The organism is Variovorax sp. AC194, from assembly GCF_979257995.1.
On sequence record NZ_OZ409823.1, the window covers coordinates 3112779 to 3137686 of the forward strand.

Sequence of the window (24908 nt, forward strand, 5' to 3'; positions counted from 1 at the left end):
TCCCTGAGCCCTTCCATGATTTCTTCCGAACTTCTCCCGATCTGCATTGCCGGCGAATGGCGCCTGGGCGGCGGCGACGTGTATGAAAGCCTCTACCCCGCCACGGGCGAGCCGATCGCGCGCCTGAAGGCCGCGAGCCTCGCCGATGTCGAGGAGGCCATCGTCCGTGCCGACCACGCGTTCCGCACCAGCGGCTGGGCCCAGCGCCTGCCGCACGAGCGCGCCGCCGTGCTGCATCGCGTGGCGCAGCTGATCCGCCAAGAGAGCGAATCGCTCGCGCAGAAGCAGCGCCTGGACAACGGCAAGCCGATCAACGAAACCCGCAACCTCGTGGCGAGCGCCGCGGGCACCTTCCAGTTCTTCGCGGCCGCATTGGAGACGCTCGAAGAAACCATCACCCCCTCGCGCGGCGCCTTCGTCACGATGAGCGTGCACGAGCCCATGGGCGTGGTCGCGGCCATCACGCCGTGGAACTCGCCGATCGCAAGCGAAGCGCAGAAGCTCGCACCGGCGCTCGCGGCCGGCAACGCGGTGGTCGTGAAGCCCGCCGAAGTCACGCCGCTGATGGCGCTGGAACTCGCGCGCATCTGCGAAGCGGCCGGCGTGCCCAAGGGCATCGTGAGCGTGCTGCCGGGCAAGGGTTCCGTCATCGGCGACGCGATCACCAAGCACCCGCTGGTCAAGCGCGTGTCGTTCACCGGCGGCACCACCACCGGCAAGCACATCGCCCACATCGCGGCCGACAAGATGATGCCGGTGTCGCTGGAGCTGGGCGGCAAGTCGCCCACGATGGTGCTCGACGACGCGGACCTCGACCATGCAGTCAACGGCGTGCTCTACGGCATCTTCAGCTCGTCGGGCGAGTCGTGCATCGCGGGCTCGCGCCTTTTCGTCGCACGCAGCATCTACGACGAGTTCCTCACGCGGCTGGCCGAAGGCGCCAATGCGCTGCGCGTGGGCGACCCGGCGTCGGAGCAGACGCAGATGGGCCCGCTCATCACCGCGAAGCACCGCGAAGGCATCGAGCGCTATGTGGACCTGGGCGTGTCCGAAGGCGGCCGCATCCGCACGGGTGGCGTGCGCCCGCACGGCGCCGGCTACGACAGCGGCTATTTCTACAAGCCGACCATCATCGAAGGCCTGGACAACAGCGCGCGCATCAGCCAGGAAGAGATCTTCGGCCCGGTGCTCGTCGCGATGCCCTTCGACGACGAGGAGTCGCTGATCGCACAGGCCAACGACAGCGTCTATGCCCTGGCCGCAGGCGTGTGGAGCCGCGACTTCAAGCGCGCCTGGAAGCTCGGCCGCGCGGTGCAAGCCGGCACGGTCTGGGTCAACACCTACAAGCAGTTCTCCGTCTCGACGCCGTTCGGCGGCTGGCGCGACAGTGGCCTCGGCCGCGAGAAGGGGCGCGAAGGCATCTTCCAGTACATGGAGCAAAAGAGCATGTACTGGGGCACGAACGACCAACCGCTCCCGTGGGCGAACTGAAGAGGACACGACCATGAGCGTTCTAGGCATCGACCAGATCACCTACGGGGCGGACGACCTCCCCACCTGCCGCCAGTTCTTCGAGGACTGGGGCCTCGCGCTGAAGTCCGAGGCGGCCGACGAACTCGTCTTCGAGTGCCTCAACGGCTGCAAGGTCGTCGTCGCGGCGTTGGACAAGGCCAATCTGCCGCCCGCGATGGAAGAGGGCCCGACGCTGCGCGAAGTGGTGTGGGGCGTGGAAAGCGAAGCGGACCTCGACCGCTACGCCACCGCCATCGCGAAAGACCCGGCCTTCTTCGACAGCACCGTCGACGGCGCGCGCCGCATTGGCTGCATCGATCCGAACGGCCTCGCGGTGCGCCTGCAGGTCAGCCGCAAGCACGCGGTCGATGTCGACTGCGGCGCGATGAACACCTGGAACGCCAAGCTTCGCGTGAACCAGCCTGCGCCGATCTACGAGCGCGCGACGCCGATCGAAGTCGGCCACGTGGTGTTCTTCGTGAGCGATGTGGTGGGCACCAGCGCGTTCTACGCGGATCGCTTCGGCTTCGTCTCGTCCGACAGCTACCCGAACCGCGGCGCCTTCATGCGCTGCGCGGCCGAGGGCGGCCACCACGACCTGTTCCTGCTGCAGATTCCCTCGGGCAAGCGCGGGCTCAACCACGTGGCGTTCACCGTGCGCGACATCCACGAGGTGTTCGGTGGCGGCCTGCATTTCTCGCGCCGCGGCTGGGAGACGCAACTCGGACCGGGCCGGCACCCGGTGTCGTCGGCGTACTTCTGGTACTTCAAGAATCCGGCCGGCGGCCTCATCGAGTACTACGCCGACGAAGACCAGCTGACGGCCGACTGGCAGCCGCGCGAGTTCGAGCCGGGCCCGACGGTGTTCGCCGAATGGGCGGTCGATGGCGGCCTGGACGGCAACACGCGCCGCCAGAAGAACGCGGAAGGCCCGAAGGGCGCTTTCCTGACCGAGAAGAAATGACGGGCTCGATCACCATGCAACGACGTTTTTCCATTTCCCTTTTGCTCGCCGCCGTGGCCGCTGTCGCCATGCCGGCGCATGCGCAGAGCGATGCGCAGAAGCAGCTCTCCAGCGAGCGCTTCACCATCGTCTCGCCGTTCCCGCCCGGCGGTCCGGTCGATACGCTGGCGCGCGTGCTGTCCGACGGCCTTGCCAAGCGCTACGGGCAGGCCGCCGTGGTCGAGAACCTCGTGGGCGCAGCCGGCAACATCGGTATCGACAAGGTCAAGCGCGCGAAGGGCGATGGCCACACGCTGCTGGTGGTGCCGGCGGGCAACCTCACGATCAACCCGACGCTGATGCCGAACTTCCCGTTCGATATCGCGAAGGACTTCGTGCCCGTCACCATGCTCGCCAAGGCGCCCAACGTGCTGGTGGCCGCGCCGTCGTCGGGCATCAAGAGCGCCAAGGAGTTGGTGGCGATGGCCAAGGCCAAGCCCAACACGCTGTCGTATGCATCGCCCGGCGTGGGCAGCGGCCTGCACCTTGCGGGCGAACTCTTCAAGCAGCAGGCCGGCATCGACCTGCTGCACGTGCCCTACAAGGGCACGGCGCCCGCGCTCAACGACGTGCTCGGCGGCTCGGTGCCGCTGATGTTCAGCAACCTGCCCGCGACCATGCCCTTCATCAAGAACGGCAAGCTCATCGCGCTGGGCGTGACCGAGGCCACGCGCAGCGCGGCCGCGCCGGACATCCCCACGCTCGCGGAGCAGGGCATCCAGGGCGTGACCGTGACCTCGTGGTACGGCCTCCTCGCGCCCAAGGGCACCCCGCCCGCGGTGGTCGAGCAGCTTGCGAAAGATGCGGCCGACATGCTGGCCCAGCCCGACGTGCGCGAGCGCCTGAAGGTGCAAGGCATGACCGATGCGGCGATGAAGCCTTCGGAATTCGCCGCGCACATCCGCGAAGAAACAGCCGTGTGGGCGCGAATCATCAAGGCCCGCAACATCGTGGCCGAGTGAGCCGCATGCAGGAACAAGCAGAGAGACATCCATGAAGACAAGCGAATCCACCATCGGCATCGTCGGTGCCGGCATCGGCGGCCTGGTGGCTGCCATTGCGCTGCGGCGCGCGGGGCACGACGTGGTCGTGTTCGAGCAAGCCAAGCAGTTCGCCCGCGTCGGTGCCGACATCAACCTCACGCCCAACGCGGTGCGCGCACTCGATGGCCTCGGCGTCGGCGAGGCGGCCCGCGTGACGGCGGCGCGCCCGTCGCACCGCATCAGCCGCACCTACGACACCGGCGAGGAAACCTCGCGCCTGGAGATGGCCGATTCGGCGGAAGAACGCTACGGCGCGCCGCAGCTCACCATCCACCGCGCCGACCTGCTGGCCGCATTGGCCGACATGTTTCCGGCCGAGCGCGTCGCCCTGGGCAAGCGCGCAGAAAAGATCGCGGCGGACGAGGAGGGCGTGACCCTCTCGTTCACCGACGGCACCAGCGCCCGCGTCGGCGTGCTGCTCGGCGCCGACGGCATCCACTCGTGCGTGCGCACCGCGATGTTCGGGGCCGAGAGCCCGCGCTTCACCGGCATCGTCGCCTACCGCGCCGTGGTGCCCGCAGAGCGCGTGGCCGGCGTGCCGAACCTCGGCGCCTTCACCAAGTGGTGGGGGCCGAACCCGCAGAGCCAGATCGTCACTTTCCCGCTGAACCGCGGCAAGGACATCTTCATCTTCGCGACCACGCCGCAGGACACCTGGCACCTCGAATCGTGGACCGCGCCCGGCAGCGTCGATGAGCTTCGCGAGCAATACGTGGCCTACCACCCCGAGGCGCGCGCCTTGCTCGATGCCTGCGACACGGTGCTCAAGACCGCGCTGTACGAACGCGACCCGATGCCCGCATGGGCCGAGGGCCGCATGGCGCTGCTCGGCGATGCCGCGCACCCGATGCTGCCCTTCATGGCGCAGGGCGCGGGCATGGCGATCGAAGACGCGGTCGTGCTGTCGCGGCACCTCGAAGGCGTTTCGATGGCGGATGCCGTCGATGCGCTCAAGGCCTATGAGAAAGCCCGCATCGAGCGCGCCAGCCAGGTGCAGCTCGGCTCGCGCGGCAACAACTGGCTGCGCGAAGGCGGCAATGCGGACTGGGTCTACGGCTACGACGCCTGGGCCGTGCCGCTCGGCGCGCCTGTCGCAGTCACCGCCTGATTTCATTTCACCTCATCCCCGGAGGCCCACGATGCAACAAGACCGCTATCTCCAACCGCACCAGGCGCGCCAGCGCCCCGCGACCACTTACGAAGACCTGCTGGGCGACGTGATCGAACGCGCCTTCGCCGACGGCATCCAAGACCTGGGCAGCCTCGTGCAGCGCCTGAACGACAGCGGCCTCGCCACCCCCGGCGGCCAGCCCTGGACCGAGGCGCTGTACCGCAAGGAAATGGCCACGCTGGCCGCCTGAGGAGAACCATCATGACCATCGCCATCACCCCCGTTCCCGCCGATCCGGTCGATCACCTGCTGGAGATCGGCCTCAAGGACCTCTGGTACCCGATCTGCCCCTCGCACTTCATCAAGGAGAACCCCATCTCGCTGCGGCGCCTCGGGCGCAAGCTCGCGCTGTGGCGCGACGGCGAAGGCGTGCTGCATGCGCTGGAAGACCGCTGCCCGCACCGCGGTGCGCCGCTGTCGCAGGGCGTGGTGCTGGGCGACCGGCTCTCGTGCCCGTACCACGGCGTCGAGGTGCGCCATGACGGCGTCGTCACGCGCGTGCCCGGCAGCCCCGGCTGCAAGCTCGAAGGCTCGCAGGCCACGCGCCACTTCCATGTGCAGGAGCGCGCGGGCGCCGTGTTCCTCTACAACTCGAAAGAGTCGGTCGACATTCCGCCGCCGCTGGTGCTGCCCGAGCAACTGACCGACGACGCGGAGTACGGCAGCTTCCTCTGCTACACCGAGTGGAAGGGCGACTACCGCTACGTGCTGGACAACGTGATGGACCCGATGCACGGCACCTACCTGCACAAGCAGTCGCACTCGATGGCAGAGGGCGATTCGTCGGCGAAGTTCGGCATCCGCCCGACCGACATCGGCTTCGTGTTCGAGAAGGAAGGCCAGCGCAACGTCAACTTCGACTGGACCGAGTGGGCCGACACGGGCATCCACTGGATGCGCCTGGAAATTCCATACCCCAAGACCGGCGGCCCCGGCGGCAACTTCATCATCATCGGCGCCTTCTCGCCGATGGCCAACGGCATGACGGCCACCTTCTTCTGGCGCGTGCGCAAGCTGCCGAAGGGCTGGGAGCGCGACACCTGGCGCTTCCTCTACAAGAACCGCCTGGAGGCCCGCCACTGGCATGTGCTGGAGCAGGACCGCGTGATGCTGGAAGAGATGGAGCCCGACGCGAACCAGCACGAGAACCTGTACCAGCACGACCTGGGCATCGTCCGCCTGCGCCGCCACATGCGCAACCTCGCTGTGGCGCAATTGGCCGAAGCCACCGAAGCCGCCACGGCCTGACCGGGAAGCGAGCACGCCCATGTCTTCTCCCACGCTGAACGCCCTCGTGCACACGATGCGCTACGAGGCCGACGGCATCGTCAGTGTCGAGTTCCGGCCGGCCACGCCTGCCGTGGACTTTCCGCCCTTCGAGGCCGGCTCCCACATCGACCTGCACCTGCCCAACGGGCTGGTGCGCAGCTACTCGCTGTGCAATCCATCGAGCGACCGCCAGCGCTATGTGGTCGGTGTGCTCAACGACCGCAAGAGCCGCGGCGGTTCGCGCTATGTGCACCAGCAGTTGCGCGTGGGCATGACGCTGCCGATCTCGGCGCCGCGCAACAACTTCAAGCTGCAGGAAGGTGCCGAGCGCTCGGTGCTCGTGGCCGGCGGCATCGGCGTGACGCCCATCTGGTGCATGCTGCAGCGGCTCGTGGCGATCGGCCAGCCGGTGGAAGTCCTGTACTGCGCGCGCACCCGCAAGGAGGCCGCGTTCTGCGAGGCCATCGAGGCGCTCGCGAAAGAGAAGGGAGTGCAGCTCACCTGGCACTTCGACGAGGAGAAGGGTGCACCGCCCGACCTCGCGGCGCTGCTGGCCGGCAAGGGCGCCGCGAGCCACTACTACTGCTGCGGCCCGACGCCGATGCTCGATGCATTCGAGAAGACATGCGAGCAGCTCGGCTACGCCAACGCGCACATCGAGCGTTTCGCCGCGGTGCATGTGGAGGCAGCCAACACCACGCAGGGCTGCGTCGTGCAGTGCGCCAAGAGCGGCAAGAGCGTCGAGGTGCCGGCGGGCAAATCGATTCTCGACAGCCTCATCGACGCCGGCCTCAACCCCGACCACAGCTGCAAGGAAGGCGTGTGCGGCGCGTGTGAAACAGCAGTGCTCGAAGGCGAAGTCGAGCACCACGACGGCATCCTCACCAAGATCGAACGTGCGTCCAACAAGACCATGATGATCTGCGTCTCTCGCTGCAAGGGCGAGCGGCTGGTGCTCGATATCTGAGGCCGACCACCCTCGACGGCCAGAAAAACCACCCCGAAAAATCCGATGAAAAAGTACTTGATCGCGCTGGCCTCCGCCAGCGTGGCTGGCGGAGCGCTGGCCCAATCTTCCCTCACGCTCTTCGGCGTGGTCGATGCAGCCGTCACCTACACGCGCGGCAGCGGCGACGGCTCGGCCCACAAGACGCAGCTGTCCAACAGCGGCAACATGTTCAGCCGCCTGGGCTTTCGCGGCACCGAAGACCTGGGCGGCGGCTACTCGGCCAACTTCTGGCTCGAGATGGGGCTGCAGAACGACAGCGCGATGGGCTTTCCGTCGAACTCGAACAACCAGGCGAGCGGCAACGGCACCGCGGGCGTGCTGAGCTTCAACCGCCGCTCGACCGTGAGCCTCGCGGGCCCCTTCGGCGAGCTGCGCCTGGGCCGCGACTACGTGCCCGCGTTCTGGAACACCGCGATCTTCGACCCCTTCGGCACGGGCAGCGGCATCGGCGCCAACCAGATCTATTTCTCGGGCCTGGGCGGCCTGGTCGCGCCGACGGGCACGCGCGCATCGAACAGCGTCGGCTACCTGTTGCCGGCCTCGCTCGGCGGCTTCTACGGGCAGGTGATGTACGCGATGGGCGAGAACGACTCGAACTCGGTGCTGCCGGGCACGCTGAAGTCCAACGAGCATGACGGCAACCACACGGGCCTGCGCTTCGGTTACCAGAGCGGGGGCCTGAACATCGCCATCGCCACCGGCAAGACGCGCTATGCGAGCGGCGACCTGCGCGTGACGAACCTCGGCGCGGCGTACACCTTCGGTCCGTCGCTCATGAACCTCAAGCTCACGAGCGAGCTGTACACCGAGTCGAAGGGCTCGACCGATGCCAAGGGCGCGCTCATCGGTTTCCAGCTGCCCATCGGCGTGGGGGAGATCAAGGCCTCGTATGCGCGCTACAAGCTGGAGCCGTTCGGCGCCGCGGTGAAGCCCACCTCGTCGAAGCTGGCCATCGGCTACGTGCACAACCTCTCCAAGCGCACGGCGCTCTACGCGACCATCGCGCGCATCAGCAACAGCAACGGTGCCGCGCAGGCGCTCTCGGGCGCGATCACCGCGCCGAACCGTGCCTCCAGCGGCACCGAGTTCGGCATGCGCCACATGTTCTAGGACCCGGTCCACGCGCCATCACCGCCGTCACGGCACAACAGCAGAGCAACACCCATGCAGAGCAAAAACTTTCGTTGGTACGGCGTCGTCACGCTGTTCGTGATCGTCGCGATCTCGTACGTGGACCGCATCAACATCGCGGTGCTGATCACCGATGCCGCGTTCCTGAACCACGTGGGCCTCGCGGCGAACGACCGCGTGAGCCAGGGCCTGCTGGCGACGGCGTTCATGCTGGGCTATGGCGTGTCGGCCTTCGTGCTCACGCCGTTCTGCTCGGCGCTCTTCGGCGTGCGGCGCAGCCTGGTCTATGGGCTGGTTCTCTGGGGCGTCGTGACGTGGGCCTCGCCGATGTTCGACAGCTACGGCCTCCTGCTGGCCTCGCGCATCCTGCTGGGCGTGTCGGAGGGACCGCTGTTCTCGCTGGCCTCGTCGTACATCAAGGCGCATTTCCACAGCCACGAGAACGGCAAGCCCAATGCGCTCGTGAACATGGGCACGGGCCTCGGCCTGGCCGTCGGCTATCCGCTGGTCGGCTACCTGCTCGCGCAGTTCCAGTGGGACACCTCGTTCCATGTGCTGGGCATCATGAACATCGCGCTGGGCATTCCGCTGGTGCTCGCGTTCGTGCGCATGCCACCCGGCAAGGAAGACGCGGTGCGGCCTTCGTCGATCGGCGAAGCGATGGCGCGCGTGGGCGCGATCGTGAAGGGCGCGCTGCAGACGCGGCACCTGTTCCTCATCACCTTGCTCACCTCGGCGGCGCTCGCGTACCTCTGGGGCAGCAGCAACTGGCTGCCCACGTACCTGCACGAGGCGCGCGGCTTCTCGCTGCGCGAGATGGGCTGGCTCGCATCGCTGCCGCAGTACGCCACGGTGCTCGCCGTGCTCGTGAGCGGCGTCGTCATCGACAGGATCGAACGCGCGCACGTGCCCTTCATCTTCATGGGCGCGAGCGTGGGCGTGGCGCTGTCGGTGCTGATGGCCATCAACGCGCGCGATCCGTATGCCGCGGCCTGCTGCCTCGTCGCGGCCAACTTCTTCTGGGGACTGCAGAGCCCCGCGATCCCGAGCACGATCCAGTATTGCTCCCGGCCCGAGCACACCGCGAGCGCGTTCGGCGTAACCAACGGGGCAGGGAGCCTCGTCGCGGGCTTCATGCCGGCGTTGATGGGCGGCGTGATCAGCGCGGTGTCGCACGGCGCATCTTCATCGGGCACGGCCACCGCATCGGCCGCCTCCGCATCGGGCTTCTTCGCGGGCTTCGCGTTGCTCATCGGCACGCAGGTCGTGGTGTTCGGCTGCGGCTTCGTGCTGTGGCTGCGCGAACGCACGCGCGTGGCTTCGAGCGTTGCGCATTCACAGGTTTTGTAGCGCCTGTATCGCTTTGAGGCGCGGAGTGTGGCTGCATCGTCACATCCGATGCCTACGAGTTTTCGTGTCGATGCAGCGTGTGTGCCGCATCCGCAGAACCATCTTCGTATCGCACGACATGCATCGAATGCAGTGACTCCATTCGTCGTATCGCGCACGAACATTTTGAGAGCGAAAAGTTCCGCGAGTCGTTGAGAGATCGCAGTCGATCAGCTACAACTGAGCGCATTCAATGGACGAGGGAATGCGCGTGATATCAACGACAAGAGCCGCAAGAATTCTGATCCTGACGAGCACAGCGCGTGTCGTTCCTGCAATGCGTGAACGACTGACGCCAGTGACACGGACGACGCGAACGACGCGACCGTCACTGACGATGCGCGGGCACTAAGGCACACACCCGCCTCAAGGCCCGATCCCCCGCATCCCATCCACCCGCGCATCGACGGGAATGGAAGCCATCACCCCCCGCATCCTGGGGCCGCCCGCATAGCTTGCGGTGGGGCCTGGCGTTGCACGTTCGTCCGTTCGTTCGTGTCGTGCCGGCCAAGAAAAATTCCGGTGGTTCCGTGTGGTCCTGACGAACGTCTCGTTCGCCGGGAGGGTGCGGTGCTGCCTGTTCGCAGCGTCAGTTGTTCTTCCATCACCGCGCGTGTCCGCGCATCGCCGGCTACCCGCCGGTGCATGCAAGGCCGGCGCAATGTCCTTACCAGAAGGCGATCATGAAAAAACTCAATTACTCCCTCGTGAATCATCTTGCCATCACCGCAGTGACCCTTGCCGTCATCACGGCTTGCGGCGGCGGAGGAGACAGTGGTCCTTCGTTCGGCGGCGGCAGTGGTGTCGGTCTTTCGAGCCCGATCACCTCCGGCCCCGCATCCGACAGCGCGGCCAAGACACCGGACGACAGCGTGCCCGCACCGGCCGCGGTCGCTGCGGTCGACAAGTCCGCCAGGCCGATGGAACTGCCCGACACCGTCTGGCCGAGCAACTACAAGCTGTGGTTCCGCCCCGATGCGGCGCTCAAGACCTTCGTGGGCCGCGGCGACGTGGAGATCGAGGTGCTCAAGCCCGTCGATGCGATCGTGGTGGCCGCGCACAACCTGAACTTCGCCAAGGGCCGCACCACGCTGCGCAAGGTCTCGAACCCGGGCGAGGCGATTCCGCTGATCCCCACGCCGCAGACGCTCGGCGACTTCGTGCAGCTGCGTTTGAACGACGGCCAGATCGCCAAGGGCAAGTACCTGCTGCACATGGAGTGGGACGGCAAGATCCAATTCTCAGATGCGGAGTACTGCCCGCCCGCCGAAGTGGCGCGCAACCCGTTCTGCTCGGCCGCGACCGGCATCTTCAAGGTGGGCCTCTCCACGCCCGAAGGCGTGAGCAGCGATGCCATCGTGACGCAGGGCGAAACCAACTACGCGCGCCAGTGGTTCCCGGGCTGGGACGAGCCGGCCTTCCGCCACACCTTCGAGATCTCGGCCGAGGTGCCGGGCGACTGGAAGACGGTCTCCAACGGCGCGCAGAAGTCGGCGGTGAAACTGCCCGACGGCTACCAGCAGGTGTCGTTCGAGAAGACGCCCTCGATGCCGATGTACCTCACGTTCTTCGGCGGCGGCAAGTTCGACATCCTGGCCGACACCTTCAAGAACCCGCTGGACGGCACCGACATGCCGCTGCGCTGGTTCACGCCGCCGGGCCGCTCGGACTGGGCCAAGTTCGCGATGGAGTGGACCAAGGTGTCGATGGACTACTACTACAAGTACACCGGCATCCCGCTGCCCTTCAAGAAGTTCGACACCGTGGCTGCCAACGACAGCTACAACAACAAGCCCAACACCGGCTTCGGCGGCATGGAGAACTGGGGCTCGATCTTCGAGTTCGCCGACGCGGTGCTGACCAAGCCCGGCGACACGCCCACGCTGTACTCGGTGACGGTGGTGACGCACGAGGTGGCGCACCAGTGGTTCGGTGACCTGGTCACGCTGGACTGGTGGGACAACGTGTGGCTCAACGAGTCGTTCGCGCGCTGGTTCGAGCGGCGCACCACGATCAAATTCCACCCCGAGTACTACAGCTTCTCGGACTACGTGCTGGACAAGCACAACGTGATCGTGGCCGACCTGAAGAACACCGCCGTGCCCGTGCAGCGCAACCTGAACGACGCGGGTTCGTTCGGCTTCATCAGCCCGTCGATCTTCGTCTACAACAAGGGCAGCCACGTGCTGGAAACCATCCAGAACTACATCGGCGAAGAGGCGATGCAGAAGGGCTTGCAGATCTACCTGAAGGACTACGCGTACGGCAACGTCACGCCCTCGCGGCTGTGGAGTTCTCTCGAGAAGGCCACCGACAAGAAGGTGAGCGACATCGGCGACAGCCTCATCCGCCAGACGGGCATTCCGCTCCTGACGGTGGATGCGCAATGCGCCGGCGACCGCACCTACGTGAACATCAGCCAGGAGGCGTTCCCCAACCAGAACCAGTTCCCGGCCTCGACGTGGACCATCCCCGTCACGCTGGCGTACGGCGATGCGATGGAGCAACGCAAGACCGTCGTGATGTCCAACAACGCGGTGCAGCTGGAACTGCCGGGTTGCACGGCGGTGCTGACCGGGCCGACCGGGCAGGACTACTACGTGAGCAACTACAGCGCGCAGTCGTGGAGCGACCTGCTGGCCAAGGTGCAGAACCTGGCGGCCAACAAGCCGCTCCTGCTGAACATCGAGCGCGATGCGTTCCGGCTGTTGAGCGTGGGCCGCATCACGCAGGCGCAGTACGACCAGATCAAGGGCGTGCTGAACCTGCCGGCGCCGGTGCTCGCGAAGACGCAGTTGAGCCAGCAGAAGATGGCGGCGGTGGATGCGGGCGAGAAGGAGGAGTACCCGCACGCACTGCGCTTCCAGGGCAGCCTGAAGCTGCGCGAGAACGACAAGCGCTGACCTTCGCGACCTGTGCGTGATGCCGGCCGGGCGTGCCTTCGCGGGCGCGTCCGGCGGCTCACGCCTCACACCATGAACATCATGAAAAACCTATTCAAGTACATCGTGGCAGGCGCCTGCGTCTCGCTGCTGGCGGGCTGCGGCGCGGGTGGCTCAGGTGGTGGCCCCGAGGCCGAGCTGGTCGGCGTCTACGCCATCAAGACGAACGGCGCGCTCAAGGAGGTCGTGAAGATCGAGCGCCAGGGCGGCCGCTACATCATGCGCGACAAGGTGCGCACGCCCGAGTGGAGCGAACCCAAGATGCAGATGCAGCCGGTGACGCGCGAGCGCTGGAACAGGATCACCACGGACGGCGAGAACACGCAGTTCGTCGGCGTCTCGAGCGACCAGCTCGCGATCTTCAAGGTGCCGCCGGGCTGGCAGAAGGACAGCTTCAAGACCGAGACCGGCTACTTCCTGTTCTATTCGCAGGGGCCGGTGGAGGCCTACAAGCTCTGACGGACTAAGGCGCGACGATCGCGCCTTCGATGCGGTGGCGTTTCAGCGTATCGGCGACGAAGCCGCTTGCCTTCATCTCTTCGACGAAGGCGGCGAGCAGCGCCTGCGCGTCGGCGCCGCGGCTGGCCGGCGTGCCCATCGCCTGCTGGATCACCATGAAGCGGCCCGGCAGCACGCGCACGCCCGGTGCGCGCGCTGCCTCGCCCTCGAGCAACTGGCGAATGCCCGCTGCCACTTCGACTTCGCCCGATCGCAACGCGGCCAGCGCGGGGCCGGCGCCTTGCAAGCGGACGATCTCGGCGTGCTGGATTTCGCGCGTGAGGAACAGGTCGTAGGCGCTGCCCGAGCCGACCGAGATGCGATGGCCTTGCGCATCGACCTGCGCGTTGTCGTTCAGTGCCGCTGATTCGCGCACGAGGTAGCTGCCCTCGATCAGCACGTAGGGCGCGGTGAAGCGCAGGCCTTCGCTGCGTGCGGGGTCGATCGCGAAGAAGCCGATGTCGGCCTTCTCGTTCTTCACCGCATCGACCGAGGCCGCGGCCTTCTCGAACACCACGAGCTCGATGCCCACGCCCAGGCGCCTGGCGAACTCGCGCGCGAGGTCGATCGACACGCCCACCGGCTCGCCGCTGGCGGCGTCCTTGTTGGCGAGGATCGGGTTGCCGAGGTTGATCGAGGCGCGCAGCGTGCCGTTGGGCGCGAAGGCGGAAACGAGGGCGGGGGAGGGCTGGGTCATGGCATCCGTTCGTCTGGGGGGAGGGAAGGAAGGAGGGCGGGAGTCAGGCCAGTTTACGAGCGAGCCGGCCGGAATTCCTACTGCGGGAAGGGAAGCGCGCCCACCGGCGCCGCGCGGCGGTCGCGTACGCTTCGTTCGAGCTTTTTCATTCCTTCCACACCGCAGTTTTCGACCGTTTCATGACGACCAATCCGCCCGCCATCGCCGACGTATTGCGACCGCTGCGTGCTGCCACCCACGCGCTGCACGAGGCGCTGGACAGCCAACTTCCGATTGCGCGCGCCGATGCCTCGCTGGCCGACTACGCAGCCCACCTGCGTGCGCTGCGCCCCTGGCTGCAGGCCGTGCGCGCGGCACTCGCCGCCCCGGGCGTGCCGGGCCTGGACCGCCTGGCCCGGCGCACGGACCGCCGCCTTGCCGCGCTCGCGCTCGATCTGGACGATCTCGGTGCGCCCTCCGCCGGCGCGCACGGCACGGCTCGCGAGAGCGTCGATGCGATGCCCGCCGCATTGTCGGAAGAAGCCGCCCGCGATCCCGCCTTCGCCTGGGGCCTGGCCTATGTGGTCGAAGGCTCGCAGCTCGGCGGCATGGCCATGCACAAGCGGCTCGCCCCGCGCCTGGCGCCGCATCCGATGCGCTACTTCCAGCCGGCCGATGCGCCGGACGGACCGGCGGCGCAGTGGAAGGATTTCGTCGCGCAGCTGGGCGCCGCGCTGGCCGATCCGGCCGCCGTCGAAGCGGCCCGCCGCGGCGCAACGGCCGGGTTCCGCAGCCTCATGCCCCGCTTCGGCCTGTAGGAAACGGCCGACGAGACACAGCAGAACGCACAGGCATGATCCCCGCGATCCGTTTTTTACCGAAGAGCCGGCGCGGCGCCATCCGTGCCCTTGCTGACCGTCGCGGCTTTTTGGCCTGCTCGGTCATCGTCGTTCCTTCTGCCGATTCGTTACCTCACGCCCCTCACGCCCCTCACGCCGCCCTCGCTTCCCGCGCCTCCCGCGCCTTCCCCGCCGCCTGATCGTGCCCCAGCCCCACACGCTTTCCCCCACCCCCCATGCCTTGCGGCCGCCCGAGGTCGACCTGTCGTCCTGCGACCTCGAGCCCATCCGCGTGCCCGGATCGATCCAGCCGCACGGCCGCATGCTCGTGCTGCAGCCCGGCTCGCTCGAACTCGTCGCCTGGAGCGACAACTGGCCGGGCGGCGAGCTCGCCGCCGCGCAGGACACCGCGCGCAGCCTTTCGCTGCCCGCGCTGCAGCCCGGCGCCACGCCCGTTTCGCTGGGCGCGCTGCGGGTGGCGGACCACACCTTCGACGTGGCCGCGCACCGCAGCGAACGCCACCTGTTCTTGGAGTTCGAGAAGGCGCGGCCGACCGCCGGCAACGAGGCGCCGATCTACTCGCTCGGGCGCGTGTTCCTGCCCAAGCTGCAGCGGGCCGACACGCTGGAGCGGCTCGCGCAGCTGGCCGCCGCGGAAATGAAGCGCCTGACCGGCTTCGGCCGCTGCCTGGTCTACCGCTTCGACGCGGCCGGCCATGGCGAGGTGCTGGCCGAGGAGGCCGACCCGGGCTACGACAGCTACACCGGCCACCGCTTTCCGGCCTCCGACATTCCGCAGCAGGCGCGCGCGCTCTACCTGGTGAACCACTTCCGGCTCATCGCCGATGCCACCTACACGCCGGTGCCGCTGCGCGCGGCCGACCCGGCGCTCACCGCGGCCGACCTGGACCTCTCGCAGGCGCAGCTGCGCAGCGTCTCGCCGATCCACCTGGAGTACATGCGCAACATGGGCACGCTCGCATCGATGTCGGTGTCGATCGTGATCGACGGCCGGCTCTGGGGGCTCATCTCGTGCCACGACCACCAGCCGCGCTTCCTGGACACGGGCACCCGCCTGGCCTGCGAGCACCTGGGCCACCTGCTGTCGCTGCAGATCCAGTCCAAGGAAAGCAATGTCGCGGTGGCCGAGCGGCTGGAGCTGCGCCAGCTCACGCTGCAGATCGTCTCGCACCTGGCGGACAGCGACGCCACCTTGCAGCGGTTGGTGTCGGAGTCCTCGCTCATGCTGCGGCTCGCGCGCGCCACCGGCGCGGCCGTGGTGCTGGACGACGAGGTCTGGAGCGTGGGCGACGTGCCCGCGCGCGCCCACGTGCAGGAGCTGGCCAGCTGGATCGCCGGGCTCGGCGTGGAGGTCTACGAGAGCAGCGAGCTGCCCGCGCATTTCGCGCCCGCCGTCGAGTTCCGCGGCGTGGCGGCGGGCGTGCTCGCCATCTCGATCTCGCAGGTGCACCGCCACCTCATCCTGTGGTTCCGGCCCGAGATCGTGCAGACGATCCAGTGGGCCGGCGATCCGCAGAAGCCCAAGGCCGCGGCGAGCGGCCGCATCCATCCGCGGTTGAGCTTCTCCAGTTGGGCCGAGGAGGTGCGCGGCCGGTCGGCGGCCTGGTCGCCGGCCGAGGTCGGCGCGGCGGCCGAGTTGCGCCAGGCGCTCATCGGCGTGGTGCTGCGCCGCGCCGAGGAGCTTGCGGCCGTGGCCACCGAACTGGGCCGCGTGAACAAGGAGCTGGAAGCCTTCTCGTACACCGTGTCGCACGACCTGCGCGCGCCGATGCGCCATATCGCGGGCTACGTCGACCTGGTCGCGCAGACCGAGGGCAAGCAGCTGAGCGAGCGCGCCCACCGGTACCTGGGCCACGTGAAGGACGCGGCCGCGTTCGCCGGGCAGATGGTCGATGCGCTGCTGGACTTCTCGCGCATGGGCCGCGCCGCGCTCAAGCAGCGCATGGTCGACACCGATTCGCTGGTCGAGGGGCTCGTGCGCGAGCTGGTGCGGCTGGAGCCGGCACGCCGCATCGAATGGCAGGTCGATGCCGGCCTGCCCGTGCTCTACGCCGACCCGCTGCTCTTGCAGGTGGCGGTGCGCAACCTGCTGGCCAATGCGGTGAAGTACTCGCGCACGCGCGATCCGCAGCGCATCGCGGTGCGTGCCGTTCGCAACGACCTGGGCATTGGCCTGGAGGTGCAGGACAACGGCGTGGGCTTCCAGATGAAGTACGTCGACAAGCTGTTCGGCGTGTTCCAGCGGCTGCACCAGGCCGAGGAATTCGAGGGCACGGGCATCGGCCTGGCCAACGTGAAGCGGATCGTGGAGCGCCATGGCGGCACGGTCTGGGCGAAGGGAGCGATGGGCGAGGGCGCGACCTTCGGCTTCATCCTGCCCAACCGGGGAACCGGTAACAACAGCAACGACAACGCGGCGGGCACGCCGCCAGACAACGGAGAAGGACATGCTTAAGCCGATCCTGCTCGTCGAAGACGACAAGCGAGACCTGGAACTCACCCTCATCGCGCTGGAACGCAGCCAGCTGGCGAACGACGTCATCGTGCTGCGCGACGGCGCACAGGCGCTGGACTACCTGCGCCGCGAGGGCGAATACGCCGCGCGCGCCGAGGGCAACCCGGCCGTGATCCTCTTGGACCTGAAGCTGCCCAAGGTGACCGGCCTGGAGGTGCTGCAGGCGGTGCGCGCCGACGCCGGGCTGCGCAGCATTCCGGTGGTGATGCTCACCTCCTCGCAGGAAGAGTCGGACGTGCTGCGCAGCTACGAGCTGGGCGTGAACGCGTATGTGGTCAAGCCGGTGGCGTTCGACCAGTTCGTCTCGGCCATCGCCGAACTCGGGGTCTTCTGGGCGGTGCTCAACGAGCCGCCGCCCGGTTCGCTGAAGGCGACGCGCAGACATGAATAGCCCGGGCGTCGAGCGCGTGCCGGACGGGAAGGACGCGGCGGTTGCCGCGGCCGCGGGTGCCGCTGCCGCTATGGGCGCCATGACCGCCATGGATGGCGCGGATGGCGCGGGTGGCGTGGGCGGCATCGCGGTCATGGATGCCGCAACGCCCGGCGCGGTCGAGGTCCTGATCCTGGAAGACTCGCGCTTCGACGTCGAACTGCTGGGCGAGGCGCTCTCCGCGGCGCTGCCCGGTGCGCGAACGCATGTGGTGCGCGACGAGCGCGGCTTCGTCGCGGCGCTGGGCGAGCGGCGCCATGCGCTCATCCTCTCGGACTACGAGCTGCCGGGGTTCTCGGGCGAAGAGGCGCTGGAGATCGCGCGGCGCCTGGCACCCGAGACGCCCTTCATCTTCGTCTCGGGCGTCATCGGCGAGGACAACGCGGTCGAGCTCTTGAAGCGCGGCGCGACCGACTACGTGAGCAAGGGGCGCCTGGCGCGCCTGCCGGTGGTGCTGGAGCGCGCGCTGACGGAAGCCGCCGACCGCCGCGCCAAGCGCGTGGCGCAGTTCCAGCTGCAGGTGGCCAACGAGACTTTCCGCGAAGCCGAGTCGCGCCGGCTCGCGCTGATGGAGCTGGGCGACCGCATCCGCGACATCGACGAGCCGGCGGAAATCGCCTACGTGGCCTCGGCCATGCTGGGTGAGCGCCTGCGCGTGGACCGCGCGGGGTACGGCCTGGTGGACAAGGCGGCCGAGACGATCTCGATCGACCGCGACTGGACCGCGCCCGGCGTCGCGAGCCTGGCGGGCGTGCTGCACTTTCGCGACTACGGCTCCTACATCGAGGACCTGCTGCGCGGCGTGACGGTGGCCTTCGCCGATGCGCGCACCGATCCGCGCACCCGCGACACCGCCGATGCGCTGGACGCCATCACCGCGCGCGCGGTGGTCAACATGCCGCTCACCGAGCGCGGCGGGCTGGTCGGGCTGCTGTACCTGAACCACGGGCAGGCGCGCGAATGGACGCGCGACGAGCTCGACTTCGTGCGCGAGACCGGCGACCGCGTGCGCTCGGCCATCGCGCGGCGCGAGGCGCAGATCGAGTTGCAGGCCTTTGCCGAATCGCTGGAGCGGCAGGTGGAAGAGCGCGCCGCCGAGCTGGAGGCCGCGCGGGAGCAACTGCGCCAGAGCCAGAAGCTCGAAGCCGTGGGCCAGCTCACCGGCGGGCTCGCGCACGACTTCAACAACCTCCTGGCGGCCATCAGCGGCAGCCTGGAGCTGATGCGCCGGCGCGCCATCGACGGCCAGCCGGCCGACCTGGAGCGCTACATCGGCGTGGCGCAGGGCGCGGTCAAGCGCGCGGCCGCGCTCACGCACCGGCTGCTCGCGTTCTCGCGGCGCCAGACGCTGGAGCCCAAGCCGCTGAACGCCAACCGGCTGGTCGCCGACATGGAAGAGCTGCTGCGCCGCACGCTGGGCCCGCAGATCGCGCTGGAGGTGGTTGCGGCCGTGGGGCTGTGGAACGTGCATGCCGACCCGAGCCAGCTGGAGAACGCGCTGTTGAACCTGTGCATCAACGCGCGCGACGCGATGCCCGAGGGCGGCAAGCTGGTGATCGAGACCGCCAACCGCTGGGTCGATGCGCGCACCGCGAGCGAACGCGACATGCCCATGGGCCAGTACGTGTCGCTCACCGTGAGCGACAACGGCGTGGGCATGACACCCGAGGTGGTGGCGCGCGCCTTCGACCCCTTCTTCACCACCAAGCCGATCGGCATGGGCACGGGCCTGGGCCTGTCGATGATCTACGGCTTCGCCAAGCAGTCGGGCGGGCAGGTGCGCATCTATTCGGAGCCGGGCAACGGCACCTCGGTGAGCCTGTACCTGCCGCGCCACGATGAGCAGGAAGAAGCCGCGAGCGAACCGGCCGAGGCCACGCTCGCGCCGCGCGCCGACCAGGGCGACACGGTGCTGGTGGTGGACGACGAGCCCGCGCTGCGCATGATCATCGTGGAGGTGATGCGCAGCCTGGGCTACGCCACGCTGGAGGCCGGCGACGGCGCGGGCGCGCTGCGCATCCTGCAGTCGCGCCAGCGCATCGACCTGCTGGTGAGCGACGTGGGCCTGCCCGGCGGCATGAACGGGCGGCAGGTGGCCGATGCGGCGCGCACCGCGCGACCGGGGCTCAAGGTGCTCTTCATCACCGGCTATGCAGAGAACGCGGTGCTCAGCCACGGCCACCTGGACCGCGGCATGCACGTGATGACCAAGCCCTTCGAGATGGACGTGCTCGCGCGGCGGGTGAAGGCGCTGATCGAGTCGCCCTGAGGCTCGCGCTGGGGCTGCGGCGTGCCTCAGCGCGCTGTCAGCGGCTCCAGCCCGGTCTTGGCGATGGCGGGCGCGGCGGCCGGCGAGTTGAGATAGCGGATCAGCTGCCGCGCCGCATCGGGCTGCTTCGATGCGGTCGCGATGCCGGCCGAGAACACCGTGTTCTGCTGCACCTCGGCGGGCAGCGGGCCGATGTAGTCGATGCCCGCGACCGGCAGCAGCTCGCTCACCTGCTGCAGGCCCAGCGCCGCATCGCCGCGCGCGACGACGGTGCCCACGCGCTCGCTCAGGATGCGCTTGCTCTTGGGCAAAACCCGGTCCTCGATGCCGAGCTTCTTGAGCAGCTCGGTCTCGTAGTAGGTGCCGCTCGCGCTCGCCGAATAGGCGATCGACGGCGCCGCGATCAACGTGCGCTTGAGCGCCTCGACCGTGCCGATGTCGGGCCTCGGCGCGCCCTTGCGCACCGCGAAGCCGATGGCCGAGCGCACGAGGTCGACCTGGCTGCCCGGCACCACTTTGCCTTTGGCGACGAGGTCGTCGAGCGCCGGGCGCGCGAGGATCACCACGTCGGCCGGCTCGTTGCGTGCGAGGCGGCTCGGAATCGAGTCCTGCGCGTTGCCCATCGAGGCGCCGTAGGCCGTCTTCACCGTGCGGCCGCTGCTGCGTTCGAACGCCGGGCGCAGGTCGTTGTACGCGGCGGTGAAGCCGCCCGAGGTCATGACGTGGATGTCGCCGCCCGCGGCCGGCTTGGTGTCGTTGCCGAAGCTGCCGCAGCCGGCGAGCGCGAGGGCCGCGACGAGGGGGAGTGCTGCGCGGCGGGTGAGGGAGGAAAGAACGGGGTTCACGGTGTCTCCTGGAAAAAGGGGCGGGTGGCAGCGTGGCCGCTGCTCGTCGTTGCCATCGTAGAGGCCGGGGCTGTCAATCCGCCTTCATCGATTCTGGGGTTACTACCGACGCGGGCGGGGCGGGGATGCCGTGTGACGGGTTTCTGCGGTTTTGCAACGGCGGCCGGAGTTTCCGTTGCACCGGTCGGAGGCGGACCGAAGCTGTCGTTGTGCTTTCACGTCGATGTTTGTATCGTCGTGTTGGTTTCCCACTTGAACAAGAAGAAGATGATGAAGCTGCACGTACGAATCTCGCTCAGGACCATGGCCGCGCTCGCAGCCGTCGCGGCCGCCAGCCTCCTGACCGCCTGCACCACGGTGTACCAGCCCAAGGGGGCCACCGGCGGCTACACCGACACGCGCCTCGCCGACAACAGCTACATCGTCGAGTTCTCGGGCAACGGCAACACCTCCAAGGAGGCCGTGTGGAACTACTGGCTCTACCGGTGCGCGGACCTGACGGTGCAAAAGGGCTACGCCTACTTCATCGCGCTGCCCAAGGCCAGCGCCTCCGCACCCGATGACCAGCCGGACTTTCGCCTGGCGCAAGACGAGACGGATGCGCCCGAGTGGATCGAGCTCAAGGGCGGCGGCGGGGGCGGCAGCGGCGGCTACCGGGCTCCGACCTACATCTACGTGCCCGGCGGTGGCGGAACCATCACCACCTGGACCAGCAAGGCCACGATCCTGATGTTCAAGACCTCGACCGAGCCCGGTGCGCGCTACTCTCTGCGCGCGAACGCGGTGATGAACGCGCTCAAGCCCTTCGTCACCAGCCAGGGCCGAAGCGGCGCGCTGACCGCGGAAGAAATCGTCCGGCGCGCAGTGACCTTTCCCGATCCGGTGACCGAAGTGCAGCCCGCCTCGGTGCCGTGGTCGGGCGGCGGTGCAGGGCGCGTCGAGATGAGGGATCTCAGTGGGCTGCTGCCGAAGTAGCCGGGCAGGGCGTTCATCTTTCTGGCGGAACCTCCAATGAAAACAACAACGACACGCCTGGCTGCGGCCGCGGCTTTCTGCACCTTGTTGCCCGGCCTTGCGAGCGCGCTGACGCCCGAGGAGATCTTCCGGAAGGTCTCGCCCGCCGTGTGGGTCGTGGTGCCGCGCGACGACCAGGGGCGCGCGCTCGGCAGCGGCAGCGCCGTCGTCGTGGGCCCCGGCCGCCTCGTCACCAACTGCCATGTGCTTCGCAGGGCCGTGTCGGTCACGCTGCGGCGCGAGCGCGAAGAGCTGCCCGCGAGCCTCGAGTTTCCGGACCCGGAGCGCGACCTCTGCCAGCTCAAGGCGGACGGCCTGCCGTCGTCCGCAACGGCACCGGCCGTCGTGCCCACGGCCGCCTTGCAGGTCGGGCAGAAGGCGTTTGCGATCGGTGCACCGCGCGGGTTGGAGCAGACCCTGAGCGACGGCCTGGTTTCCGCGCTGCGGCGCAATGCCGCGGGCGAGGTGGAGTACATCCAGGCCACGGCGCCGATCTCGCCGGGCTCCAGCGGCGGCGGACTTTTCGATGACCAGGCGCGGCTGATCGGCATCACCACCGCCGCGATCGGCGGCAGCGCGCAGAACCTGAATTTCGCGCGGCCCGCCCAGTGGATCGGCGAAGTGCCCGCGCGCGGTCGCCTTGCCATGGCCGAGTACCGGCGCACAGAGAGGCCCATCGTTCCGGCTGCAGCGGCACCGGCCGCGGAACCGGCACCGGTGGCCGTGGCGATACCCGTATCGCCACAGGCCGAGCTGCAACCGGTGGGCCAGAACGCGATGGATGCCGAACGACTGGCCAGGGCACAGCGCTGCACCACCGATCCGCGCGCGGCGCTGGTCGGCAAGGGCGCGGGCGTGGAGACCTACACCGTCGCCTGCACGGACGGCTATGCGCTTCTGGTGAAGTGCGAGGCCGGCCGCTGCGAAGAACTCAGGCAGTGACTGCGCCGGCCCATCGGGCCCCCGCGTGGGGCGGCTCACGCGCGGCGCGCTCCTCTCGACGAGGCCGCAACCGACGCGGTGTTCCGGATGATGTTTCCTTTCGGATGCGATCAAGCTTTCTTCGGCCGCCCCGTGCGTGAGCTTCGTACCGCTTCCTGCAGGCATTGCGCCAGCTGCGCGACCACGGGCGGACTGGCGCGCGGCTTGCGCTGCAGCAGCCCGACCTCGCGGTGGAACGTGTGCGCGCCGAGCGACAGCGTGCGCACGCCCGGTGGCAGCGGCAGATGGGCCTCGACCAGCGGGACGAGGCCCACGCCCAGTCCCTTGGCCGCCATGTGGATGAGGCCGGATATCTCGTCCACCTCGATGGAGTCGCTCACCTGCAGCCCCTCGCGCCGGAGGAACCGCTCGACCATCCGCCCGCCGAACGAGGCGCGGTCGTAGCGAAGGAACGGCTGTTCCTGCAGCAGCGTGCGCCAGTTTTTTCCAGGCACATCGGCCGGCACGATCAGCACATAGGGCTCCTGCACCAGCGGCTGCCAGGCCAGGTCGGGAAGAAGGCCGAAGGGCGGCCGGATCATCACCGCCGCATCGATGCCGCCCGCGTCCAGGTCGTCCATGAGCCGCATCGATACGCCGGGCGAGACGTGCACGCGCAGCAGCGGCAGGCTCTGGCGCAGCCGCGCGAGCGCCCGTGCAAGCAGCGTCGGCTGCGCCGAGGCGATGGCGCCGATGCGCAGCAGCCCGCGGTTGGTGGCGTCGTCGGGCAGGTCGCCGAGCCTGGCGTAGAGCGTGCAGATTTCCTCCGCGCGCGCGAGCGTCGTTTCGCCCGCTGCGTTCAGCGTGGCGGAGCGCCCCGTGCGGTCGAAGAGCGCGAAGCCCAGGCTCTCTTCGAGGCGCTTGATCTGGCTGCTCACCGCCGATTGCGTGAGGCCGATGCGCTCGCCCGCCGCGGCGAAGGTGCCGTGGCGGCAGACGGTGATGAAGGTCTTGAGTTCGTCGATCATGGGGATTAATCGAAATTATTGATGCTCAGAGAAGAAATATATCGTTTTCGGTAATGCAGCCGATTGCTTAGAGTCCGGGCAGGCCAGATTCCCTCAACACCACGACGACGCCCCATGAGCACCCAGGAAACACGCATCCCGTTCCATCTCGCATTCCCCGTGCGCGACATCGCCGAAGCCCGCGCGTTCTACGGCGAACTGCTCGGATGTCCCGAGGGCCGCAGCGCACCCCAGTGGGTCGATTTCGATTTCTACGGCCACCAGATCGTGGCCCACCTCGCGCCCGACGAATGCGGCCACAAGGCCTTGAGCGCGGTGGACGGCCACGACGTGCCCGTGCGGCACTTCGGCGCCATTCTTCCGATGGACAAGTGGCAGGCCATGGCCGACAAGCTCGTGGCGCGCCAGACGAAGTTCGTGATCGAGCCCTACATCCGCTTCAAGGGCGAGCCGGGCGAGCAGGCGACGATGTTCTTTCTCGACCCCTCGGGCAACGCGATCGAGATGAAGTCGTTCGCGAACCTGGATTCGCTGTTCGCGGTCTGAGGCACACAGCGTCCGGTTGCCGGACGCGCTTCAGATCAGGTCGAAGCACCCGCCCGCGTAGTAGGTCTTGTCGCCGCCGTCGACAAAGGGCACTTCGATCGGCTTGCCCTCGTTGCGCCAGGCATCGCGCTTGCGGTAGCCCGAGCGGGTGAGCATGGCCAGCAGTTCGTCGTAGTGCTCGATGCGGTAGGGGCACACCGCCACGCCGATGCTGTTGAGCGTGAAGAGCGTGCGTTCGGGGTGCACGGCCGTCGTGTTCAGCACGATGCGCCGCGGCTTGGCCGCAAGCGACGACAGGATCTCGTCGATGCGCACCGGCAGGTACTGCAGGCTGCCCGAGGCGTACAGCACATCGCAGCCGCTCGCGTCGCGGTAGTCGGTGGTGAAGGCGAGCTGCTCGGTGGCCTCGCGCTGCACGGCCAGCGCGCGGCCGCTCTCGACCACGCTGGGCACGTCGCACACGGTCCATTGCAGGTTCGCGGGGTAGCTCAGCACGCGGCGGAACGCGTAGTACTTGATGCCGATGTGGCCGCCGAGATCGAAGATGCGCGCCAGGCCCGCGTCGATCGAGCGGCCGAGCCAGAACAGGCCCGGGTAGTCGTAGAAATAGATCTGCGGGCTGTAGAGGCTGGCGGCCTCGGCGTGGTCGTAGCCCACGGCCTTGGACGCGGGCGCGCCGGCCTCGGCCGCGGCGAAGCTCTCGAACGATCCCATGAACAGGTTCTCGTCCTGGTTGTTCAGGAACTTGTGCCGGTAGGCGCTTTCGGGGGAAGAGAACGGGAGCAGTTTCGAGAGCATCTTGATCTCCGGTGATGCGGTCATTCTGCAGACCAATGC

Annotated in this window: 22 protein-coding genes; 18 read left to right on the forward strand and 4 right to left on the reverse strand. The window is 68.2% G+C overall.

Annotated features, from left to right (window positions below; all coding sequences use genetic code 11):
* Positions 1 to 15: 15 nt before the first annotated feature.
* From ACZYRS_RS14975 to ACZYRS_RS15025, 11 genes are all read left to right on the forward strand, one after another.
* A complete protein-coding gene (locus ACZYRS_RS14975) occupies positions 16 to 1491 on the forward strand; it encodes an aldehyde dehydrogenase (protein ID WP_463419885.1) in 1476 nt (491 codons plus the stop codon).
* A 13-nt stretch (positions 1492 to 1504) separates the two neighbouring features.
* Complete coding sequence (locus ACZYRS_RS14980) at positions 1505 to 2476, forward strand: VOC family protein (protein ID WP_198788646.1); 972 nt, start codon at positions 1505 to 1507, stop codon at positions 2474 to 2476.
* A gap of 14 nt (positions 2477 to 2490) precedes the next feature.
* Positions 2491 to 3477 carry a Bug family tripartite tricarboxylate transporter substrate binding protein gene (locus tag ACZYRS_RS14985; protein WP_463422490.1) on the forward strand — a complete coding sequence of 329 codons (987 nt, stop codon included), beginning with the start codon at positions 2491 to 2493 and terminating at the stop codon, positions 3475 to 3477.
* 31 nt (positions 3478 to 3508) lie between these two features.
* Entirely contained in the window at positions 3509 to 4666 is a 1158-nt protein-coding gene (locus ACZYRS_RS14990; RefSeq protein WP_463419886.1) for an FAD-dependent monooxygenase, read from the forward strand.
* A 31-nt stretch (positions 4667 to 4697) separates the two neighbouring features.
* Entirely contained in the window at positions 4698 to 4919 is a 222-nt protein-coding gene (locus ACZYRS_RS14995) for a recombinase-like helix-turn-helix domain-containing protein (protein ID WP_463419887.1), read from the forward strand.
* A gap of 11 nt (positions 4920 to 4930) precedes the next feature.
* The gene (locus ACZYRS_RS15000) at positions 4931 to 5977 is read left to right on the forward strand and encodes an aromatic ring-hydroxylating oxygenase subunit alpha (RefSeq protein WP_198788649.1); all 1047 of its coding nucleotides are present in this window, start codon (positions 4931 to 4933) and stop codon (positions 5975 to 5977) included.
* A gap of 19 nt (positions 5978 to 5996) precedes the next feature.
* Entirely contained in the window at positions 5997 to 6965 is a 969-nt protein-coding gene (locus tag ACZYRS_RS15005) for a PDR/VanB family oxidoreductase (protein WP_463419888.1), read from the forward strand.
* 45 nt (positions 6966 to 7010) lie between these two features.
* Positions 7011 to 8117 carry a porin gene (locus tag ACZYRS_RS15010; protein WP_463419889.1) on the forward strand — a complete coding sequence of 369 codons (1107 nt, stop codon included), beginning with the start codon at positions 7011 to 7013 and terminating at the stop codon, positions 8115 to 8117.
* A gap of 54 nt (positions 8118 to 8171) precedes the next feature.
* Entirely contained in the window at positions 8172 to 9488 is a 1317-nt protein-coding gene (locus tag ACZYRS_RS15015) for an MFS transporter (RefSeq protein WP_463419890.1), read from the forward strand.
* Between the two features lie 722 nt (positions 9489 to 10210).
* Positions 10211 to 12430: a M1 family metallopeptidase gene (locus tag ACZYRS_RS15020; protein ID WP_463419891.1), complete on the forward strand. Its 2220-nt coding sequence runs from the start codon at positions 10211 to 10213 to the stop codon at positions 12428 to 12430.
* An 81-nt stretch (positions 12431 to 12511) separates the two neighbouring features.
* Positions 12512 to 12928, forward strand: coding sequence for a hypothetical protein (locus ACZYRS_RS15025; RefSeq protein WP_463419892.1), 417 nt, complete (start codon positions 12512 to 12514; stop codon positions 12926 to 12928).
* 4 nt (positions 12929 to 12932) lie between these two features.
* On the opposite strand, the gene ACZYRS_RS15030 is transcribed toward ACZYRS_RS15025, so the two are convergent.
* Positions 12933 to 13664, reverse strand: a complete 732-nt coding sequence (locus ACZYRS_RS15030; RefSeq protein ID WP_463419893.1) for a transporter substrate-binding domain-containing protein — start codon at positions 13662 to 13664, stop codon at positions 12933 to 12935.
* 179 nt (positions 13665 to 13843) lie between these two features.
* On the opposite strand from ACZYRS_RS15030, the gene ACZYRS_RS15035 reads away from it, so the two are divergent.
* The 4 genes from ACZYRS_RS15035 to ACZYRS_RS15050 all read left to right on the forward strand — a co-directional run bounded on the left by ACZYRS_RS15035 (position 13844) and on the right by ACZYRS_RS15050 (position 19717).
* Entirely contained in the window at positions 13844 to 14461 is a 618-nt protein-coding gene (locus ACZYRS_RS15035) for a biliverdin-producing heme oxygenase (protein ID WP_463419894.1), read from the forward strand.
* Positions 14462 to 14684: 223 nt separating this feature from the next.
* Positions 14685 to 16958: an ATP-binding protein gene (locus ACZYRS_RS15040; RefSeq protein WP_463419895.1), complete on the forward strand. Its 2274-nt coding sequence runs from the start codon at positions 14685 to 14687 to the stop codon at positions 16956 to 16958.
* On the forward strand, positions 16951 to 17409 hold the full coding sequence (locus tag ACZYRS_RS15045) for a response regulator (protein ID WP_198789566.1): 459 nt from the start codon (positions 16951 to 16953) through the stop codon (positions 17407 to 17409). Before ACZYRS_RS15040 ends, ACZYRS_RS15045 begins: the two co-directional genes overlap by 8 nt.
* Positions 17402 to 19717, forward strand: a complete 2316-nt coding sequence (locus tag ACZYRS_RS15050) for a response regulator (protein WP_463419896.1) — start codon at positions 17402 to 17404, stop codon at positions 19715 to 19717. Before ACZYRS_RS15045 ends, ACZYRS_RS15050 begins: the two co-directional genes overlap by 8 nt.
* Before the next feature lie 26 nt (positions 19718 to 19743).
* Here ACZYRS_RS15050 and ACZYRS_RS15055 read toward each other — a convergent pair whose 3' ends face one another.
* Positions 19744 to 20562 carry a substrate-binding domain-containing protein gene (locus ACZYRS_RS15055; protein ID WP_463419897.1) on the reverse strand — a complete coding sequence of 273 codons (819 nt, stop codon included), beginning with the start codon at positions 20560 to 20562 and terminating at the stop codon, positions 19744 to 19746.
* Between the two features lie 270 nt (positions 20563 to 20832).
* Here ACZYRS_RS15055 and ACZYRS_RS15060 point away from each other — a divergent pair, with 270 nt between their 5' ends.
* Both ACZYRS_RS15060 and ACZYRS_RS15065 read left to right on the forward strand, forming a co-directional pair.
* Entirely contained in the window at positions 20833 to 21537 is a 705-nt protein-coding gene (locus ACZYRS_RS15060) for a CC0125/CC1285 family lipoprotein (protein ID WP_463419898.1), read from the forward strand.
* Between the two features lie 36 nt (positions 21538 to 21573).
* The gene (locus ACZYRS_RS15065; protein ID WP_463419899.1) at positions 21574 to 22518 is read left to right on the forward strand and encodes a S1C family serine protease; all 945 of its coding nucleotides are present in this window, start codon (positions 21574 to 21576) and stop codon (positions 22516 to 22518) included.
* A 110-nt stretch (positions 22519 to 22628) separates the two neighbouring features.
* Here ACZYRS_RS15065 and ACZYRS_RS15070 read toward each other — a convergent pair whose 3' ends face one another.
* On the reverse strand, positions 22629 to 23525 hold the full coding sequence (locus ACZYRS_RS15070; protein ID WP_463419900.1) for a LysR family transcriptional regulator: 897 nt from the start codon (positions 23523 to 23525) through the stop codon (positions 22629 to 22631).
* A gap of 114 nt (positions 23526 to 23639) precedes the next feature.
* Here ACZYRS_RS15070 and ACZYRS_RS15075 point away from each other — a divergent pair, with 114 nt between their 5' ends.
* A complete protein-coding gene (locus ACZYRS_RS15075) occupies positions 23640 to 24071 on the forward strand; it encodes a VOC family protein (protein WP_093433445.1) in 432 nt (143 codons plus the stop codon).
* A gap of 30 nt (positions 24072 to 24101) precedes the next feature.
* Here the strand turns inward: ACZYRS_RS15075 and ACZYRS_RS15080 are convergent, their stop codons facing one another.
* The gene (locus ACZYRS_RS15080) at positions 24102 to 24893 is read right to left on the reverse strand and encodes a TIGR04325 family methyltransferase (RefSeq protein WP_463419901.1); all 792 of its coding nucleotides are present in this window, start codon (positions 24891 to 24893) and stop codon (positions 24102 to 24104) included.
* Between the last annotated feature and the right edge of the window lie 15 nt (positions 24894 to 24908).

Excerpts from the sequence above, each read along its gene's own strand:
- ACZYRS_RS15060 (WP_463419898.1), top strand. The coding sequence starts at position 20,833 with ATGAAGCTGCACGTACGAATCTCGCTCAGGACCATGGCCGCGCTCGCA.
- ACZYRS_RS14975 (WP_463419885.1), top strand. The coding sequence starts at position 16 with ATGATTTCTTCCGAACTTCTCCCGATCTGCATTGCCGGCGAATGGCGC.
- ACZYRS_RS15010 (WP_463419889.1), top strand. The coding sequence starts at position 7,011 with ATGAAAAAGTACTTGATCGCGCTGGCCTCCGCCAGCGTGGCTGGCGGA.
- ACZYRS_RS15065 (WP_463419899.1), top strand. The coding sequence starts at position 21,574 with ATGAAAACAACAACGACACGCCTGGCTGCGGCCGCGGCTTTCTGCACC.
- ACZYRS_RS15045 (WP_198789566.1), top strand. The coding sequence starts at position 16,951 with ATGCTTAAGCCGATCCTGCTCGTCGAAGACGACAAGCGAGACCTGGAA.
- ACZYRS_RS15035 (WP_463419894.1), top strand. The coding sequence starts at position 13,844 with ATGACGACCAATCCGCCCGCCATCGCCGACGTATTGCGACCGCTGCGT.
- ACZYRS_RS14980 (WP_198788646.1), top strand. The coding sequence starts at position 1,505 with ATGAGCGTTCTAGGCATCGACCAGATCACCTACGGGGCGGACGACCTC.
- ACZYRS_RS15080 (WP_463419901.1), bottom strand. The coding sequence starts at position 24,893 with ATGACCGCATCACCGGAGATCAAGATGCTCTCGAAACTGCTCCCGTTC.
- ACZYRS_RS15075 (WP_093433445.1), top strand. The coding sequence starts at position 23,640 with ATGAGCACCCAGGAAACACGCATCCCGTTCCATCTCGCATTCCCCGTG.
- ACZYRS_RS14985 (WP_463422490.1), top strand. The coding sequence starts at position 2,491 with ATGCAACGACGTTTTTCCATTTCCCTTTTGCTCGCCGCCGTGGCCGCT.
- ACZYRS_RS15030 (WP_463419893.1), bottom strand. The coding sequence starts at position 13,664 with ATGACCCAGCCCTCCCCCGCCCTCGTTTCCGCCTTCGCGCCCAACGGC.
- ACZYRS_RS15070 (WP_463419900.1), bottom strand. The coding sequence starts at position 23,525 with ATGATCGACGAACTCAAGACCTTCATCACCGTCTGCCGCCACGGCACC.
- ACZYRS_RS15020 (WP_463419891.1), top strand. The coding sequence starts at position 10,211 with ATGAAAAAACTCAATTACTCCCTCGTGAATCATCTTGCCATCACCGCA.
- ACZYRS_RS15000 (WP_198788649.1), top strand. The coding sequence starts at position 4,931 with ATGACCATCGCCATCACCCCCGTTCCCGCCGATCCGGTCGATCACCTG.
- ACZYRS_RS15005 (WP_463419888.1), top strand. The coding sequence starts at position 5,997 with ATGTCTTCTCCCACGCTGAACGCCCTCGTGCACACGATGCGCTACGAG.
- ACZYRS_RS14990 (WP_463419886.1), top strand. The coding sequence starts at position 3,509 with ATGAAGACAAGCGAATCCACCATCGGCATCGTCGGTGCCGGCATCGGC.
- ACZYRS_RS14995 (WP_463419887.1), top strand. The coding sequence starts at position 4,698 with ATGCAACAAGACCGCTATCTCCAACCGCACCAGGCGCGCCAGCGCCCC.
- ACZYRS_RS15050 (WP_463419896.1), top strand. The coding sequence starts at position 17,402 with ATGAATAGCCCGGGCGTCGAGCGCGTGCCGGACGGGAAGGACGCGGCG.
- ACZYRS_RS15025 (WP_463419892.1), top strand. The coding sequence starts at position 12,512 with ATGAAAAACCTATTCAAGTACATCGTGGCAGGCGCCTGCGTCTCGCTG.
- ACZYRS_RS15015 (WP_463419890.1), top strand. The coding sequence starts at position 8,172 with ATGCAGAGCAAAAACTTTCGTTGGTACGGCGTCGTCACGCTGTTCGTG.